The organism is Protofrankia sp. Cas3 (genome assembly GCF_963555955.1).
Classification (GTDB): domain Bacteria; phylum Actinomycetota; class Actinomycetes; order Frankiales; family Frankiaceae; genus Protofrankia.
Genome location: NZ_CAUVXP010000136.1, coordinates 1 through 15,791, shown reverse-complemented (window position 1 = coordinate 15,791; position 15,791 = coordinate 1). Strand labels below are relative to the sequence as shown.

15 protein-coding genes, 1 other RNA gene and 1 pseudogene are annotated in these 15,791 nt (G+C 69.6%); 14 read left to right on the top strand and 3 right to left on the bottom strand.

What is annotated here, in order from left to right; translation table 11 throughout:
• Positions 1-148 precede the first annotated feature (148 nt).
• From U9983_RS21030 to U9983_RS21020, 3 genes are all read left to right on the top strand, one after another.
• Positions 149-274 carry a hypothetical protein gene (locus U9983_RS21030; RefSeq protein ID WP_322755664.1) on the top strand — a complete coding sequence of 42 codons (126 nt, stop codon included), beginning with the start codon at positions 149-151 and terminating at the stop codon, positions 272-274.
• Positions 275-346: 72 nt separating this feature from the next.
• Positions 347-538 (top strand): hypothetical protein, encoded by a 192-nt coding sequence (locus U9983_RS21025; protein ID WP_322755663.1) that lies wholly within the window; start codon positions 347-349, stop codon positions 536-538.
• 217 nt (positions 539-755) lie between these two features.
• Positions 756-1,133, top strand: coding sequence for a pilus assembly protein TadG-related protein (locus U9983_RS21020; protein WP_416211463.1), 378 nt, complete (start codon positions 756-758; stop codon positions 1,131-1,133).
• 57 nt (positions 1,134-1,190) lie between these two features.
• Here the strand turns inward: U9983_RS21020 and U9983_RS21015 are convergent, their stop codons facing one another.
• Positions 1,191-2,126, bottom strand: coding sequence for a hypothetical protein (locus U9983_RS21015; RefSeq protein WP_322755662.1), 936 nt, complete (start codon positions 2,124-2,126; stop codon positions 1,191-1,193).
• A gap of 300 nt (positions 2,127-2,426) precedes the next feature.
• On the opposite strand from U9983_RS21015, the gene prfB reads away from it, so the two are divergent.
• Both prfB and cobA read left to right on the top strand, forming a co-directional pair.
• The gene (gene prfB, locus U9983_RS21010; protein WP_322755661.1) at positions 2,427-3,527 is read left to right on the top strand and encodes a peptide chain release factor 2; all 1,101 of its coding nucleotides are present in this window, start codon (positions 2,427-2,429) and stop codon (positions 3,525-3,527) included.
• 549 nt (positions 3,528-4,076) lie between these two features.
• On the top strand, positions 4,077-4,853 hold the full coding sequence (gene cobA / locus U9983_RS21005; RefSeq protein WP_322755666.1) for a uroporphyrinogen-III C-methyltransferase: 777 nt from the start codon (positions 4,077-4,079) through the stop codon (positions 4,851-4,853).
• Positions 4,854-4,888: 35 nt separating this feature from the next.
• Here the strand turns inward: cobA and U9983_RS21000 are convergent, their stop codons facing one another.
• Complete coding sequence (locus U9983_RS21000; protein WP_322755660.1) at positions 4,889-5,071, bottom strand: hypothetical protein; 183 nt, start codon at positions 5,069-5,071, stop codon at positions 4,889-4,891.
• 227 nt (positions 5,072-5,298) lie between these two features.
• Here U9983_RS21000 and ftsE point away from each other — a divergent pair, with 227 nt between their 5' ends.
• The 4 genes from ftsE to ssrA all read left to right on the top strand — a co-directional run bounded on the left by ftsE (position 5,299) and on the right by ssrA (position 8,087).
• Positions 5,299-5,988: a cell division ATP-binding protein FtsE gene (gene ftsE, locus U9983_RS20995; protein WP_322751432.1), complete on the top strand. Its 690-nt coding sequence runs from the start codon at positions 5,299-5,301 to the stop codon at positions 5,986-5,988.
• Positions 5,989-6,003: 15 nt separating this feature from the next.
• A complete protein-coding gene (ftsX, locus tag U9983_RS20990) occupies positions 6,004-6,876 on the top strand; it encodes a permease-like cell division protein FtsX (protein WP_322755659.1) in 873 nt (290 codons plus the stop codon).
• A gap of 116 nt (positions 6,877-6,992) precedes the next feature.
• A complete protein-coding gene (gene smpB / locus U9983_RS20985; protein ID WP_322751437.1) occupies positions 6,993-7,472 on the top strand; it encodes an SsrA-binding protein SmpB in 480 nt (159 codons plus the stop codon).
• A gap of 241 nt (positions 7,473-7,713) precedes the next feature.
• Positions 7,714-8,087: a transfer-messenger RNA gene (gene ssrA, locus U9983_RS20980) on the top strand.
• Between the two features lie 302 nt (positions 8,088-8,389).
• Here ssrA and U9983_RS20975 read toward each other — a convergent pair.
• Entirely contained in the window at positions 8,390-9,502 is a 1,113-nt protein-coding gene (locus U9983_RS20975) for an aromatic ring-hydroxylating dioxygenase subunit alpha (protein WP_322755658.1), read from the bottom strand.
• Positions 9,503-10,106: 604 nt separating this feature from the next.
• Here U9983_RS20975 and U9983_RS20970 point away from each other — a divergent pair.
• From U9983_RS20970 to U9983_RS20950, 5 genes and pseudogenes are all read left to right on the top strand, one after another.
• Positions 10,107-11,030 (top strand): FAD binding domain-containing protein, encoded by a 924-nt coding sequence (locus U9983_RS20970; protein ID WP_322755665.1) that lies wholly within the window; start codon positions 10,107-10,109, stop codon positions 11,028-11,030.
• Positions 11,027-11,581 (top strand): (2Fe-2S)-binding protein, encoded by a 555-nt coding sequence (locus tag U9983_RS20965; RefSeq protein WP_322755657.1) that lies wholly within the window; start codon positions 11,027-11,029, stop codon positions 11,579-11,581. The genes U9983_RS20970 and U9983_RS20965 overlap by 4 nt, the downstream gene beginning before the upstream one ends.
• A 21-nt stretch (positions 11,582-11,602) precedes the next feature.
• Positions 11,603-13,993: a xanthine dehydrogenase subunit D gene (gene pucD / locus U9983_RS20960; RefSeq protein ID WP_322755656.1), complete on the top strand. Its 2,391-nt coding sequence runs from the start codon at positions 11,603-11,605 to the stop codon at positions 13,991-13,993.
• Positions 13,990-15,348, top strand: coding sequence for an allantoinase AllB (allB, locus tag U9983_RS20955; protein WP_322755655.1), 1,359 nt, complete (start codon positions 13,990-13,992; stop codon positions 15,346-15,348). Before pucD ends, allB begins: the two co-directional genes overlap by 4 nt.
• A gap of 121 nt (positions 15,349-15,469) precedes the next feature.
• Positions 15,470-15,791 (top strand): annotated as a pseudogene (locus U9983_RS20950) (bifunctional allantoicase/OHCU decarboxylase); the annotation flags it as partial.

Sequence of the window (15,791 nt, the reverse complement as noted above, 5' to 3'; positions counted from 1 at the left end):
GCGGACGGGTATCCCACCCGCACTGTCCGCCGGGACCGCTGGCGGGAAGGACTCGGCACCGAAGTGTGCGACGCCGCGGTGACCTGGGGGTTCGCCGCTCTCATACCTGGACGACATCGTCACCTTCACCAGCCGGGGCAACGCAGGGATGAATGGGATCGCCCGCACGCTCGGTATGACGTTTCAGGGTGAGGCGTCCGCCATCGGCCCGTGGAAGGACAACAACGTGTACGCCACCAGCCGGTCCGAGTCGGAGACGCATACCGGCGGTTGACTTCCGACCTGTCACGGACGCGGTATTGTGGTTGGCACAACAGGTCGACTCCATGTTCGGTACGGTGCGCGAGTGAGCTACTTCCTGGTCGTGTACGACCGTCGCGCAGGTCGGCTGCTTCAGGAGAAGACCTTCGCGGACCGGCGCGCAGCACTCGCAGCCCGTTTTTCTGCCGAGCGGTCGCGCGACGACGGCTCTGATGTGGAGGTAGTCGTGCTGGCCGCCAAGTCGCACGAGGCTCTTACCAAAATGGATGCCCGCTGACCTGGGCGAACGTCCCGTCGGCCCAGAACGGGACGTTCATCGTGGTCGTGGACGCCTACCGACGCGACCGGACAGCCGTGTGAGTCACTTGTGGCCGTGCGCCGCTCGGCCCGGGCGGGCGCCTCGCGCGGGACCGCGCCCACACCCGCGCACGGACACGGACACGGGCACGGATACGGACGCTGGCACGATCCTGATACTCACCCTCGGTTATGTCATGATCGCGTTGATGCTGGCGCTCGTGGTGACCGATGCCTCCGCGGTGTATCTGGCCAGACGCTCGGTGGCTTCGGCGGCCGACGGCGCCGCCCTCGCCGCCGCGCAGCATGTCAACGATGCCGCCATCTACACGGCGACCCAGGATCTCCAGCAGCTGCCGCTTGCCGAGGTTGCCGCGACCGTCGCCGGATACCAGGTCGACGCCGACCCGTCCGGGCACACGGTGCTCACGGCGCAGCTGCTGAACCCGACGACCGTTCGGGTGACCGGCAGTCGAACGGTCGTGTTGCCGGTGGTGGCGCTCCTGGGCATCGGCCCGGTCACCGTCACAGCCAGCGCGGACGCCCAGTCGCTCGTCCGTCCACCCGGCCCCTGACGGTATTCGGGCTGCTGCGACCCTGCGCGGGCCACCGGAGGTCTCGGAGCGAGAGGATCAGAACCAGGGGGTCGTGACGGCGATAAGATCGTCGAGCTGATGGCCGGTGCGCCTGGCGGCGAGCGCGGAGACGTCGCGGACGAGCCGGGCGACCCACTGTGCCGGCCGGTGCATGGCCAGGGTCACAGCCCGCGACGCATGGTGCGCCGCTTCGTCGGGGTCGGGGCGGTTGCGTGCCAGCGCGGTCCGTGCCTGTGCCATGTGCACGGCAATGATCATACCGGTCTGCCCGCTGTCCGCGATCAGCGCGGCGGCCCGTTCAAGGTAGGGCTCGGCCTCGTCCGCGACACCGACGGTGGTCAGCGCCTCGGCACTGGCGAGGGCCAGGTCCGCCGGGGAATACGTGTCGAGCGCGAAGCCGGGGCGTCCCTGCGCGGACGGGGCCAGCAACTCCATGATCTGCCAGGCGCGGACCACCGCCTGCCGGACGCCGGCGACATCGCCGACGGCCGCGTATGAGCCGGCCGAGACCTTGCCGGCCACCATGGCCCGGGCCGGGCTCGCTCCGGCGATCCGGCCGGCGGCCCCGGCGATCTGCAGTGCCACCGCCGGGCTGTGCTGGCGTACCACCCGGGCGCGTATCGCCAGGGCACTGCCGGCCAGCGGGCCGTCGCCGGCGGCGCGTGCCACCGTTGCGGCCCGATCGGCCAGCGAGACGGCGTCGCCGTGGCGCCCCTGGTCGTATGCGGCGCCTGCCATGGTGGCGGTCACGGCAGCGTGCAGGCGCATCCAGTCCAGGGCGACCGCCCCCCGCAACCGTCGGGTGCGCGGCACCGTCCGGGTGGTCTGGTGCAGGGGTGTCAGCGCCGATATGGTGTCGGACAGGTCGGCCGTCTCGTAGTTGACGAGCGCTTCGCTCAGGATCTGGATGCAGGTGTCATGCAGCTCGCCGGTATCGACAGGTGGGTCGGTACCGGCGGTATTGTCGGTCACGGCTCTCCAGCGTTCACCAGCGCGAAATCGGTCTAAGATGGCCCGGGTGACATTCAGCTGTCACCGCTTTCCGACCGAAGAGCCCGTCGGGCCGAAGAGCCCGTCGGGCCGAAGAGCCCGCTGGCAGTCAAGATAGTCGGTGGGACGGTCCGGTGCCTCGGTGGCAAGGGCCTGCTGGATGTGCTCTGGGTCTCTTTGCGCGAATTCTGAATCCAAGACGCCGGCGTGGGTTCCGGCCTCGCCACGCCAAGATCGGCATCCAGGTGGGGGCGGCGCGTTTCCGACGGTAAGGTGGGTCTCATGGCCGCCGACCTCGCAGAGGAGATCAAGACTCTCGACTCGACGCTCGCAGGCATCGAAACAGTTCTTGATCTTGAAAGTCTCCGACGCCGCGCCGCGGACCTGGAGCGTGAGGCAACGGATCCGGACCTGTGGAGCGACCAGTCCAGGGCGCAGGGCGTCACCCGCCGGCTCTCGTCGGTGCGTGGGGACATCGCCCGGGTCGAAGCGCTGCGGCGGCGCCTCGACGACATCATCACCGCTCTCGACCTCGCCGATGAGGACCTGCTGGCCGAGGCCGCGGTGGGCCTTCCCAAGCTCGCTCGTGACATCTCCACGCTCGAGGTCCGTACGCTGCTGTCCGGTGAGTACGACGAGCGGGACGCGATCATTCAGCTTTCCGCCGGTGCCGGTGGCGTGGACGCCGCCGACTGGACGGCGATGCTGCTGCGCATGTACCTGCGGTGGGCCGAACGGCACGGCTACGGCGCCGAGGTGTTCGACACCTCCGAGGCGGAGGAGGCGGGTCTGAAGTCCGCCACGTTCCAGATCAGGGCGCCGTACGCCTACGGGACGCTGCGCAGCGAGCACGGCGTCCACCGGCTGGTGCGGATCAGTCCCTTCGACAACCAGAACCGCCGCCAGACGTCGTTCGCGGGGGTCGAGGTGACCCCGGCCGTCGAACAGGCCGACCACGTCGAGATCGACGACAAGGAACTGCGGATCGACATCTTCCGTTCGTCGGGTCCGGGCGGGCAGGGCGTCAACACCACCGACTCGGCGGTGCGGATCACCCACCTGCCGACGAACATTGTGGTGACCTGCCAGAACGAACGCAGCCAGCTGCAGAACAAGGCCGCGGCCATGATGGTGCTGCAGGCCAAACTGCTGGAACGCCGGCGTGTCGAGGAGGCCGCCGAGAAGCAGCGGCTGACCGGCGGTCCGCAGGACGTGTCCTTCGGCTCGCAGATCCGCAACTACGTGCTGCACCCGTACCAGATGGTGAAGGACCTGCGCACCGAGGTGGAGACGTCCGGCACCGGGGCGGTGCTGGACGGCGACATCGACGACTTCATCGATGCGGAGGTCCGCTGGCGACGCACCAACGAAGGCGCCAGCTGATCGCTGGCGCGGCAACAGGTCGTCGTGCCCCGGACAACGGGAAGGTGTCGATTTCGGCCACATCCGACGGCGTTTGAGCGATCCTGACCGAATGGCCGTACCGGTCAGGAGCCGAGCCGTTGATGTCGTGACGCCAGGTACTCGTCAACCCACAGCCGGTTGCGACGTCGTCCAGCCAGTCGCGCATCCGTGCCGGCACCAGCGGATGGCTTGGCGGGCTCATGCCTCCCGGGAAGGGCGCGATGTCATGTTCCCGGAAGCGGTAGTCCACCGAATCGGTCCAGCAACTCCGCGACAGCTGAGTCGACACGTATGTACACCTCGATGCGGGATGGGCGCCCGCGCCGGTTCCCGCGGGTGGTTGCGGCGCCCGATCCGGCGAAGTTGCTGAGTTCGGCCATATCTAATTAGAGCAGAGCAACTTCGGTGACGGCCCCGGCCCGCCCGGCACGCCCGGTAGGACGCACACTCTGGGGTGTGGACAGTTTCGAGACGGATCCGACTGCCGGTGCCGACCAGTGGGCGGGGACGCCGCAGGGGCACCCGCGCATGGACGCGCAGGTGGGCCGACGTGCAGGTGCGCCTCGGGGCGGGACCGGCTGGGTTGCGCTGGTCGGAGGTGGTCCGGGGCGTCCTGATCTGATCACCGTTCGCGGTCTGGAACTGCTGCGCCGGGCCGACGTGGTGGTCGTCGACCGGCTGGCCCCGCGGGCGTTGCTCGACGACCTCGGGTCCGGCGTCGAGATCGTGGATGCGGGCAAGGAGGTACACGGCCACAACATCACCCAGGATCAGATCAACCGTCTGATCGTTGACCGGGCCGGGCGGGGACTCGGGGTGGTACGGCTCAAGGGAGGAGATCCCTTTGTCTTCGGTCGCGGTGGTGAGGAGGCGCTGGCGTGCCTGGACGCGGGGGTGCCCTGCGAGGTTGTGCCGGGTGTGACGAGCGCGGTGGCCGTTCCGGCATTGGCCGGCATTCCGGTCACCCACCGTGGGATTACCCAGGACGTCACGATCGTCTCGGGTCACCTCGATCCGTCCCATCCGGGCTCGACCGTCGACTGGGACGCCGTGGCGACCGGTGCCGGGACGATCGTCGTCCTGATGGGCGTCGGCGCGCTCGCGCAGATTGCCGCGGAGTTGGTCAAGCGAGGCCGCGCGGGATCCACTCCGACCGCTGTGATCCACGGCGGGGGAACCGCTGATCAGCAGGTGGTGACCGGCCCCCTCGCCGACATCGCGGCCCTGGCCGCCGAGGCGGGCATCATGGCGCCATCCGTGATCGTCATTGGTGACGTGGTCGCGCTGCGCGAGATGCTGGCCTGATACCCGTGACCTGACCGGCCGAACAAGACCGGCAGCTAGCCGTGTCGAACAGCCAGCAGGGTCAGCATCAGCAGCACCGACACGATGACGATCAGCGCCTGGGGTGTGATCGTGATGGATGGCTGGTGCATGGAGTCACGGGCTGCCCGGCAGGACGCACACCGTCCCTCGGCGACCGGGCCGGCACAGCGGGCGCATATCAGGTCCTCGCAGCACATGCCGTCGACCTCCTTGCGTCCGGTACTGGAAGCATCATCGCCCTCGGGGGCTGACCCGCACAATGTCTGGCGGTTCAGAAAAGTTCCGCCACCGTTCAGGCGGCTACCCCATCTGTCTACCCACCGGCCTCGCCGCCACCCCTGGGTGCCTCGCACGACGTCCCTTGCGGCTGGCTAGCATCCACTGGTGACTTACAGTCTCAATGTGGATGCGAGGAGTGGCAAACGTGATTCGCATGACCTTGGTGACCAAACAGTATCCAGCGGGTGCGCGGCCCGCGTTGGATGATGTGACCGTCGAGATCACCGCCGGGGAGTTCGTCTTCCTGGTCGGTCCGTCGGGTTCGGGGAAGTCCACCTTTCTACGGCTGCTTCTGCGGGACGAGCGGCCGACCGCCGGTGTGGTCGAGGTTGCCGGCCGGGACCTGGCCGCCATTCCCGACCGTCGGGTGCCGCTGCTGCGCCGGCAGGTGGCGTGCGTTTTCCAGGACTTCCGGCTGCTGCCCGACCGGACGGTCGCCGGCAATGTGGCCTTTGCCCTGGAGGTCACCGGTCGGCCGCGCCATGTGGTCCGCACTCTCGTCCCCGAGGTTGTCGACCTGGTGGGACTGGCAGGTAAGGAGAACCGCTATCCCGACGAGCTGTCCGGCGGAGAGCAACAACGGGTCGCGGTGGCCCGGGCCTTTGTCGGGCGTCCGCGGATCCTGCTGGCTGACGAACCGACCGGCAACCTCGATCCGGCCACGAGTTCAGGGATCTTGAAGCTCTTGGACGCGATCAACCGGGCCGGGACGACCGTCGTCATGGCTACGCACAACGCCGCTGCGGTGGACGCCATGCGTCGGCGGGTCATCGAGCTTGAACACGGGGCGCTGGTACGCGACCAGGTGCGAGGCGTCTACGGACTGGCCCTGTAGGACATGATCGCTAATATGCGCGTCGGCCCGGTGCTCGCCATCGGTGTCACCAGCCTGCGGCGCAACCTGTCCATGACCCTCGGAGTGATCGTCACCGTGGCGATCTGCCTTACCCTGCTCGGAGCCGGCCTGCTGCTGCGGGCCCAGGTTCGCACCGTCGACGGGTTCGTTCTCGACCGGATCCAGGTCGTCATCGACCTCAATGACGGGGTGTCCAGCGCGGAGCGGGACGAGCTGGCCGCGGATCTGCGCGCCGACTCGTTGGTGCGGGCCGTCGTCTACGAGGACAAGGCGCACGCATTCGCGCGTTTCACCCGTGACTTCCGCAATTCGCCGGATGTCGTCAGTGGCGTGAGCGTGGATGATCTGCCCGCGTCGTTCCGTCTGACGCTCGTCGATCCACGTCGGTCCGGCGAGATCGTCGCGGATTACTCCGGAAGAGATGGTGTCGACCGGGTACGGGACCAGCGTGCGTTGCTCGCACCGCTCTACCGCTTCCTGCACGCGTTCGCGGTCGGGGCCTTCGTCCTCGCCGCGGTTCAGGCCTTTGCCGCGTTCGTGTTGATCTATACGATGATCCGGGTGTCCGCGCACGGGCGACGCCGGGAAACCGCGGTGATGCGGCTGGTGGGAGCCACCAACGCGACGATCCGCGCGCCCTTCGTCGTGGAGAGTGCGGTCACGGGCCTGCTCGGCGGGACGTTCGCGGCGATAGCGCTGATCGCCTGCAAGATCTATCTTGTTGATCATCGGTTTGCCCGGCAGACCACGTTTCCGCTCCTGGACTGGGGCGCGGTGTGGGCCGCCGCAGTCGGTGTTCTCCTGATCGGCTCCGCGGCGACCGCGTCCCTGGCTGTGGTCGCGCTCCGCCGGCACCTGCGGGTCTGACCCACGGCTGGCTCCGCCATGCCGTGTGGCTGGCCTGCCGTGCAGTCGGCGTAGCCTAAGTGGTCGAAGACGGCGTGAAGCTGCTGGAGAACCTGTCAGGAAGAGGAACACCGAACGTGGCGAAGGAGATCGGCAGGAAGCTGGTCGCACAGAACCGGCGGGCCCGACATGACTACACGATTCTCGACACCATCGAGGCCGGGCTGGTGCTGCATGGCACCGAGGTGAAGTCGCTACGGGCGGGCCGGGCGTCGCTGGTGGATGCCTTCGCGCAGATCAGCGACGGGGAAGCGTGGCTGCACGGCATGCACATCGCGGAGTACGCAGAGGGTACGTGGACGAATCACACCCCGCGCCGGCGCCGCAAGCTGTTGCTGCACCGCGACGAGATCGCCAAGCTGGTCGGCAAGACCAAGGAGGGCGGCCTGACCATCGTCCCGCTGTCCATCTACTTCAAGGACGGCCGGGCCAAGGTAGAGGTCGCGCTCGCCCGTGGGCGCAAGACCTACGACAAGCGGCACGCGCTCGCCGAGCGGGACGCCACCCGTGAGGTCTCCCGGGTGCTGGGTCGGCGGGCCAAGGGCCGCGAGGACTGATCCGTGCCAGCCTGCACTGATCGGTGGCGACCATCGTGCGGGCATCGTGACCTGTCTCGCCAGCGGTACGGGCGCCGTCCGTCAGACCGGGGTGGTGGACAACCGGGCGTTCGTGGGAAGATGGGGGACGCGGCCGACGTTGGGTCGTGTGGGCGGTCGTCCAGGCGGCCCGCAGCAAGAGCGATCAGCGGTACTATCGGAGCAAGGGCAACACTCGACAGAACGAATACTGACAGAACACGGGGGTGACCGGCTTCGACTCCGGACGTCGAGGCAGGGGAAGCGGGCCGAGGATGAGCGGTTATCTCGATAACGATCCGCTCAAAGAAATAACTGCCAACAAGACGCAGTCTGTTCCAGCCGCTTACAGCCTCGCTGCCTAAGCGCTACTAAGGAACCGTCAGCCTGAGAGTTCCTCCGGCTCAGGGTCTGGCGTCGCTAGGAGGATCACTCTCTGACCCGGTCACGGGGTCAGATGGGACATCTCACAGTGACTGAGCCCACACCGGCATGCCTGTGTGATTGGTGGGGCTGAGAAACAAGTAGCAGGCTGCGCCCGGAGAAGTCCTGTTGCGGTGCCGGAGGACGCGGGTTCGATTCCCGCCACCTCCACGAGCTGGTTGATGCTGTTCGCCGACGGTGGGTCGGCTTCCCGGGGGGCGTGATGTCCGTCCGGGAGGCGACCCCCCGGACCCCCGGTGCGGGGCTTCGCCCCCCGGGCACCTGGGCGTTCGGTGGTTTTCGTCGCTATAACGACCCTTTTTACCTACGCCCGGCCGGCGGCAGCACGAGGAGTAGGTGACTTTCGCGGCAATAGCGACGTCTTCTACCGACCGTCTCCGTTGGTGTCATCGGGCTGCCCCCTCAGCAGCCCGATGACACATTCGGAGGCCTCACCTCCACGGTCCACAATCGGTTCAGGGGCGGGAACCCGCCCGGGTACGGCGGGCGTAGCGCATTCCGGCCGGCGGTCCGGATGTCGTACCGCGTCGCGCCCGTTCGCCGAGTATGTACAGCACACGTCGCAATGCCAGTCCGGCGGCGTCTGAGCGGATGCTGACCTCCTTTTCTCCGTCCTCTCCGTCGCTCCCACTGGATATCAGCGGCAGGCCGTCCAGCCCGAATCGCTCCTGAAGCGCAATGTCCTCGGCCAGGATGGCCTGCTCGAAGCGGGCGGCGGCGGCCAGCCGCTCGGGGTCTCCGCCGAGGTCGTCGCGCAACAAGCGGGTGTAGACGCGGGTCGAGTTGGTGTCCTCGGGTTGTAGGCAGAAAAAGATCGTGTTTGTGCTGCCGGCGTCGGGATATTCCAGCACCAGGCGCAGTTGGAACGGTGGACGGTAAATGTAGGTCGACCGGCGGCGCTGAATCAATGGTCGCAGACCGGCTGCCACGCCCGGGTCCTCAGGGTTGGCGACGGTCTGGTTCATGCGCGCCCGGAATCCGTTGCCATCGGGAGTGATTTTGTATGGAGGGACGATCGTCTCCTCACCCGCGCCGATCGTGTCAGCGTGGACGAACGGGAGATGTGCGGTGTCGAGGAAGTTGTCGGCGAGCAGACCGGCACACGACGACGTCAGTACGACATCCAGCCACACCGAGTCAAAGGCGGGGTCGGCCGCCTCAGGCAGGTCGATGATGTCCGCGAACGGTTCCTCGGGCGCGAGCCATACCAGCCCGTGGCGTTCGACGGCACCCCACGCGGGGGTCGCCCGGGCCTGCTTGGGTGCGGGCACGCCCGGCCCGAGCGCGGGTACGGCCGTGCATTCCCCGGATGCGACGAAACGCCAGCCGTGATAGCCGCAGACAAGCTCGGGACCGTCCACCCGGCCGGCCGAAAGCGGCGCCAGGCGATGCGGGCACCGGTCGGCGAAGGCAACCACGTGGTCATCGAGCCGGGCGATCGCCCAGGGTTCACCGAGAAGGCGGACAGGCACCGGTTCGTCGCCGACGTCCGATGAGCGTGCAACCGGATGCCAGCCGCGTCGAAGAGAGGGATCTGTGTTTGTCAGCAATTGCGGAACGTCAACCACCTCCAGGAACAGGGGCCGTCGGATGACAGGCGCGGATGACAGGTCAGATCGCGTTCGCTGAAACGCATGCTCAGAGTATGACGATTCAATCCCGTTGATGTTTCGACTTCACCTCCCGGATGTGACGCAAAGTGACGGTGATTGACATCTCATCCGAGCTGGCATCAATGAAGCTGACGTGATGGTCGTCCCTTTTCCGGGAATTTCACGCACGCCTGGGTACATGGCGGATACGGCGCGCCGTCGGTGCAGGTGGGCGGCGTTCATTTCGCGTTAAGGGGGCTGGTGGCCGGCCGTTGTCGGCTCTCATCGGGTCCGGCCAGCGGCAAACACCGAAGACTCCTCCCGTCGCCGATGGTGAACATGCGCGTAACCTCGCGGCTCTATCGTCGGTGGGTATGTGGGTTGCGCGCGGCCGACCGTCATCCCTGCCAGCGTCCCTGCCCGGCTGCCTCGGCGCCCCGCGGCACCCGGCGTCCCGAAGACGACGCGATCATGAATCATCCGCCCGGACCAGGTGTGCCACATGATCGTGGCAGCTCCATCTCAACTCGCCGGCCGGGCCGGTCGGGCCGGCGACCCCGCCGCCGGCCCGACGACCCACATGTACCGGCCCCTGACCGTCGCCGAAGTCGTCGACGCCCTGGCCGACGGGGATGGCGAGCTCCTGGCCGGCGGCACCGATCTGGTACCCGCGCTGCGTGCCCGCCGGCGGGACCCGGCTCGGATCGTCGCCCTGCGCCGGGTCCTGGAGCTGCGCTCGCGCGGGGCCAGCGCAAATCTGTTGATTATCGGCGCCGGTGTCACCTATCACGATCTGACGGGCTGGTCGCTGTCACCGGGACTGGCGGCGACGGCGCGGGTGGTCGGCTCGCCCCAGATCCGCAACACGGGCACGGTGGGTGGGGCGCTGGGCACCGCCAACCCGCGGGGAGACCTGTTGACCTTCCTGTCCGCGGCCGACGCCGAGGTGGTGATCCACAGCGTGCAGGGGGTGCGGACCGTGGACGTCCCGTCTTTCCTGGCCACCGGTCTGGACCCGACCGAGCTGGTCACGGCCGTCCGACTGCCCCGCCCATGTGGACCGCAGGTCTACGTGAAGATCGGTTCCCGGCAGGCCGCATCGACGGCGCTGGTCTCGTGCGCGCTGGTTGTCGACCGGGTGCATGAGCGGGTGAACTGCGCGATCGGCGGGGTTGCGGGCCGTCCGACGCGTCCGCGTGCCGCCGAGGAGTTCGTCCGCCAGGGCATCGACTGGGCGGCTGGCACGATCGCCGCGGATGTCGCGGCCGGGTTCGGCGAGCTCGTGGCGCAGGCCGCCGCGGTCGTGCCCGATCCCCTCCCGGACGAGGTGGGCGGGTCGGCGGCCTACCGCCGGCATGCGGCCGGAGTGCTCGCGGCCCGCGCGGTGGCCCGCTGCCTGTCGGCTGCGGCCCCGGCCCCGGCTGTGGCTCTGGCTCTGGATGCGCCCCCGGATGCGCCCCCGGGGGCGGCGGGATCAGAGGCCGGCGGGTGGGGTCGGAAATGAACGCCGACACCGGCGCTGATGGTGATGCCGCGGCTACGACTGGCGCCGAGACCGGGGCCGAGACCGGCGCCGAGACTGATCCGCAGGTGTCCTATCACCTGCACATCGACGGGGTGCTGCGGCCGGTTACCAATGCCTGGTTGTCGGAGTCCCTGCTCGGCGTGCTGCGTGACCACCTGGGCGTGATGTCGGTCAAGGACGCCTGTGAGCAGGGCCGATGCGGCTCCTGCTCGGTGCTCATGGACGGCCGGCTGGTCGCGGGTTGCACGGTGCTCGCGGCGGACGCCGCAGGCGCTCAGATCACGACCGTCGCCGGGCTGGGCCCGGGCGGCCCGGCCCGGGCGGTGCGGGCAGCGTTCCTCGCCCACGGGGCCGTCCAGTGCGGCTTCTGTACGCCGGGGTTCGTCGTCGCCGTGACCGATCTGCTGGCCCGCCGTCCGGGCGCCGACGAGGACGAGATCAGGGAGGCCTTGGCGGGCAACATCTGTCGGTGTACCGGCTACGGGCGGATCATCGCCGCCATCCGGTCCGTCCAGGACGCCCGCCGGTGATCGATGGCAGGCTGTGGGCCGATGACGCACTCACGTTCACCCGGTGATCAGGCGTCCAGCGATCAGACGTCCAACGATCAGACGCAGACCGATCAGGGCGTCGGTAGGTCCGTGCCCCGCCCGGACGGCGCGGCCAAGATCGACGGGACGTTCCCGTACGCCGGTGATCTCTTCCTGCCGGGGATGCTGCACGCTCGGACGTTGCGCAGCCCCCATCCCCGGGCCCGGATCCGGCGTATCGACACGGCCGCGGCCCGGCGCATACCGGGCGTGGCGGCGGTCGTGACCGCGGCGGACGTACCCGGCCGGGCGACCTACGGCCTGATCGTCGCAGACCAGCCGGTGTTCGCCGGCGATGTCGTGCGCTACCAGGGTGAGCCGGTCGCCGCGGTCGCGGCGCGCGACGCCCGCACCGCCGCCCGGGCGCTCGCCGCCATCGACGTCGACTATGAGCCCCTACCGCCGGTGACCGATCCCGAGTGGATCGTGGACGCCGGCGGTGACGCCGATCCGTTGCATCCCGACGGCAACATCTTTCGCGAGATCCATCTGCGGCACGGTGAGCCGGACACCCGTGGCGAGGTCGAGGTCAGCGACTCCTACGTGGTGGGCATGCAGGACCAGGCCTTCCTCGGCTGCGAGGCCGCGCTGGCGGTGCCGGCGGCGGACGGCGGTGTCGACATGCGGGTCGCCACCCAGTGGCTGCACTCCGATCGCGAGCAGATCGCGGCGTGTCTGGGCATCCCCGAATACCGGGTACGGCTCACCCTTGCCGGGGTCGGCGGAGCCTTCGGTGGACGTGAGGACATCACCCTCCAGATCCACGGCGCGCTGTTGGCACGGGTCACCGGGCAGCCGGTGCGGATCCGCTACGACCGGGTCGAGTCGTTCCTCGGCCATCCGCACCGGCATCCGGCTCGGCTGTGGTTCCGTCACACCGCGTCGGGCGCCGGGCAGCTCGTCAGCGTCCACGCGCGTGTGATCATGGATGGTGGGGCGTACGCGTCATCGTCCCCGGCGGTGCTGACCAACGCGGTGACGCACGCGGCAGGGCCCTACCGGGTCCCCCACGCCATGGTGGACGGCTGGGTGGTGCGGACGAACAATCCGCCGTGCGGGGCGATGCGCGGCTTCGGGGTTCCCCAGGTGGCGTTCGGGCACGAGGCGCAGATGGACCGGCTCGCGGACGCCCTGGGCATGGACCCGGTGGAACTGCGTCGCCGCAACGCCCTCGAACCCGGCGATGTGCTGCCCACCGGCCAGATCGTGGCTGCCCCGATGCCGTCGCGGGAGGCGATCGCGACGGTCGCGGCCCGTCCGCTGCCACCACCGGTGTCAGACCGCACCCCGGTGACGTCGCTGCCGGGCGGGCGGCTGGCCGGGTCCGAGCCGAGCCGGATCCGCCGTGGTGTCGGCTACGCCCTGGCCTACAAAAACCTGTTGTTCTCCGAGGGTTTCGACGACTTCGCGACCGCCCGGGTGCGCCTGGAGCTCGGGCCGGACGGCACACCGCGGGTCGTCGTGCACAGCGCGTGCGCGGAGGTCGGCCAGGGTTTCGTGACGATCGCCGGGCAGATCGCGCGGACCGAACTCGGGGTGGACCAGGTACTGCTCGCCCCGGCGGACACCGCCGTCGGCAGTGCCGGGTCGACCAGCGCATCCCGCCAGTCGTGGATGAGTGGTGGGGCCGTGCGTGCCGCCGCCGTCGCGGTGGCCGCGCAGCTGCTGGCGCGGGTGGCCGGCCGGCTGGGCCTGCCCGCCGTGGTGGTCGCGCAGCCACGGCGGGTACTGACGCTCGTCGGCGGTGAGATCGTCGCCAGCGAGGTCGGGGTGCGGATGTCTGTTGCCGAGGTGCTCGCCGCCGACGGACCGGTCGAGGCCGTGGAGGTCTTCCGCCACCGGCGGACCCAGCCGCTGGGCCCGGACGGCCAGGGCGACGTACACGTGGCGTTCGCCGTGGCGGCGCACCGCGCGGTCGTGGACGTGGACGTGGACCTTGGTCTGGTGCGGGTGGTGTCGATGGCGCTCGCCCAGGATGTCGGCCTGGTGCTCAACCCGATGGCGCTGCGGGGGCAGGTGGAGGGCGGCACCGCCCAGGGGCTCGGGCTCGCGCTCATGGAGGAGCTCGTGGTCGAGGGCGGAGTGGTGCGCAACCCCACGTTCCACGACTACGTCCTGCCCACCACCGCCGACATCCCGGCGCTGGACTTCGTGGCGCTTACCTACCCGCAGCCCGGCTCGCCCTACGGCGTCAAGGGGGTGGGGGAGGCGCCGACCTGTTCGGCGACCCCGGCGGTGGTGGCGGCGGTCCGGGCCGCGATCGGCCGTGACCTGCGCCGGGTACCGATCCGTCCCGAGGACCTGATCCGTCCCGAGGACCTGATCCCTCCCGATGACCTGGTCGGCCGATGACCACGACCCCGCTCGGGTTTCCCGAACGTCCCGAGATTCTGCGGTCGACACGGGTCGTGACCCCGGACGGCGTCCGGCCGGCCGCCGTCCACATCGCGGGCGGGCGGATCACCGCGGTCACGCCCCCGGCGGCCGTCGCAGCCGGCCCGCGCGTCATCGAGCTCGGGGACCTCGCCCTGCTGCCCGGGGTCGTGGACACCCACGTCCACGTCAACGAACCCGGACGTACCGAGTGGGAGGGGTTCGCCACGGCCACCCGGGCCGCTGCCGCCGGTGGCGTCACCACGATCGTGGACATGCCGCTGAACGCCATTCCGCCGACGACCTCGGTCGCGGCGCTGGCGGCCAAGCGGGCCGCGGCGGCCGGTCAGATAGCGGTCGACGTCGGCTTCTGGGGCGGGATCATCGGCGCTGACATCGGGGACCTCGCGCAGCTCGCGGCCCTGCACGACGACGGGGTGTTCGGCTTCAAGGCGTTTCTCGCGCCGTCGGGGGTGGCGGAGTTTCCGCACGTGCCCATGGAGGTCCTCGCCGTCGCGGTGGACCGTGCCGCCCGACTCGGCGCGCTGACCGTCGTCCACGCCGAGTCACCGTCGGTCCTGGCTGGCGCGCCGCCGGTGGCGGGCCGGACGTTCGCGAGCTGGTTGGCCTCGCGTCCACCGGCCGCGGAGACCGAGGCGGTGGCCGGGCTCGCCGCGCTGTCGGCCGCGACCGGTGCCCGCCTGCACGTCCTGCACCTGTCCGCGGCGGGCGCCCTGGACGACGTTCTCACCGCCCGTGACGTCGGGATCGCGCTGACCGTGGAGACCTGCCCGCACTATCTGACGTTCACCGCCGACGAGGTTCCCGACGGAGCGACCCTGTACAAGTGCGCGCCGCCCATCCGCGGGGAGCGCAACCGGGACACGCTGTGGCAGGGGCTTGCCGAGGGTCTGTTCGCCGGGGTGGTGACCGACCATTCGCCGGCCACGCCGGCGCGTAAGGCACTCGATTCGGGCGACTTCGCGCAGGCGTGGGGCGGGATCGCCTCGGTGCAGCTCGGCCTCGCCGCGGTGTGGACCCAGGCCCGCTGCCGCGGTCACGACCTGGCCGAGCTGGCCCGCTGGATGTGCACCGGCCCGGCCGATCTCGTCGGTCTGGGGCGCAAGGGCCGCATCGCCCCGGGTGCCGACGCCGACCTCGCTGTGATCGACCCGGACGGGTCCTTTGTCGTTGATCCGGCCAAACTGGCCCATCGCCACCCGCTTACGCCCTACGCTGGGCGGACGCTGTACGGCGTGGTGCGTGCGACCTACCTGCGTGGTGAACGTGTCGACGGCGACCGGCCACCGCGTGGCCAGCTGCTGTCGAGATGAACCGGCTGAGGTGTCCCACGCCGCACACCCGCACCCCGAACACCCGCACCCCGAACATCGACATTCCGAACATCGACATCCCGAACAGCCGGTGGACCCGACTCGCAGGAGAAGAGGACCAGTGAGCGACGCACCCGATCTCACGAACCTTGTCGACCTCGCCGGCGCCAGGTTCGGTGGATCGGTGGTGACCGTCAACGACGAGTTCTTCGCGCTCGCCGAGCGGATGTTGTTGCCCGAGCCGCCGATCGCCAGGCCGGGGGTCTTCACCGAGCGGGGTGCGTGGACGGACGGCTGGGAGACCCGCCGCCGCCGCGAGCCGTACGGCTCGGACTGGGCGATCGTCCGGCTCGGTGCGCCCGGTGTCGTGCGAGCGGTGACCGTCGACACCACCCACTTCACCGGTAACGCGCCGGAGTCGGTGGAGCTGCACGGTGCCACGC

Bases quoted from the DNA above. Each gene is read 5' to 3' on its own strand.
- U9983_RS21030 (WP_322755664.1), top strand. From the start codon at position 149: ATGAATGGGATCGCCCGCACGCTCGGTATGACGTTTCAGGGTGAGGCG.
- U9983_RS21020 (WP_416211463.1), top strand. From the start codon at position 756: ATGATCGCGTTGATGCTGGCGCTCGTGGTGACCGATGCCTCCGCGGTG.
- prfB (WP_322755661.1), top strand. From the start codon at position 2,427: ATGGCCGCCGACCTCGCAGAGGAGATCAAGACTCTCGACTCGACGCTC.
- cobA (WP_322755666.1), top strand. From the start codon at position 4,077: ATGGACGCGCAGGTGGGCCGACGTGCAGGTGCGCCTCGGGGCGGGACC.
- U9983_RS21000 (WP_322755660.1), bottom strand. From the start codon at position 5,071: ATGTGCTGCGAGGACCTGATATGCGCCCGCTGTGCCGGCCCGGTCGCC.
- ftsX (WP_322755659.1), top strand. From the start codon at position 6,004: ATGCGCGTCGGCCCGGTGCTCGCCATCGGTGTCACCAGCCTGCGGCGC.
- U9983_RS20970 (WP_322755665.1), top strand. From the start codon at position 10,107: ATGTACCGGCCCCTGACCGTCGCCGAAGTCGTCGACGCCCTGGCCGAC.
- U9983_RS20965 (WP_322755657.1), top strand. From the start codon at position 11,027: ATGAACGCCGACACCGGCGCTGATGGTGATGCCGCGGCTACGACTGGC.
- pucD (WP_322755656.1), top strand. From the start codon at position 11,603: ATGACGCACTCACGTTCACCCGGTGATCAGGCGTCCAGCGATCAGACG.
- allB (WP_322755655.1), top strand. From the start codon at position 13,990: ATGACCACGACCCCGCTCGGGTTTCCCGAACGTCCCGAGATTCTGCGG.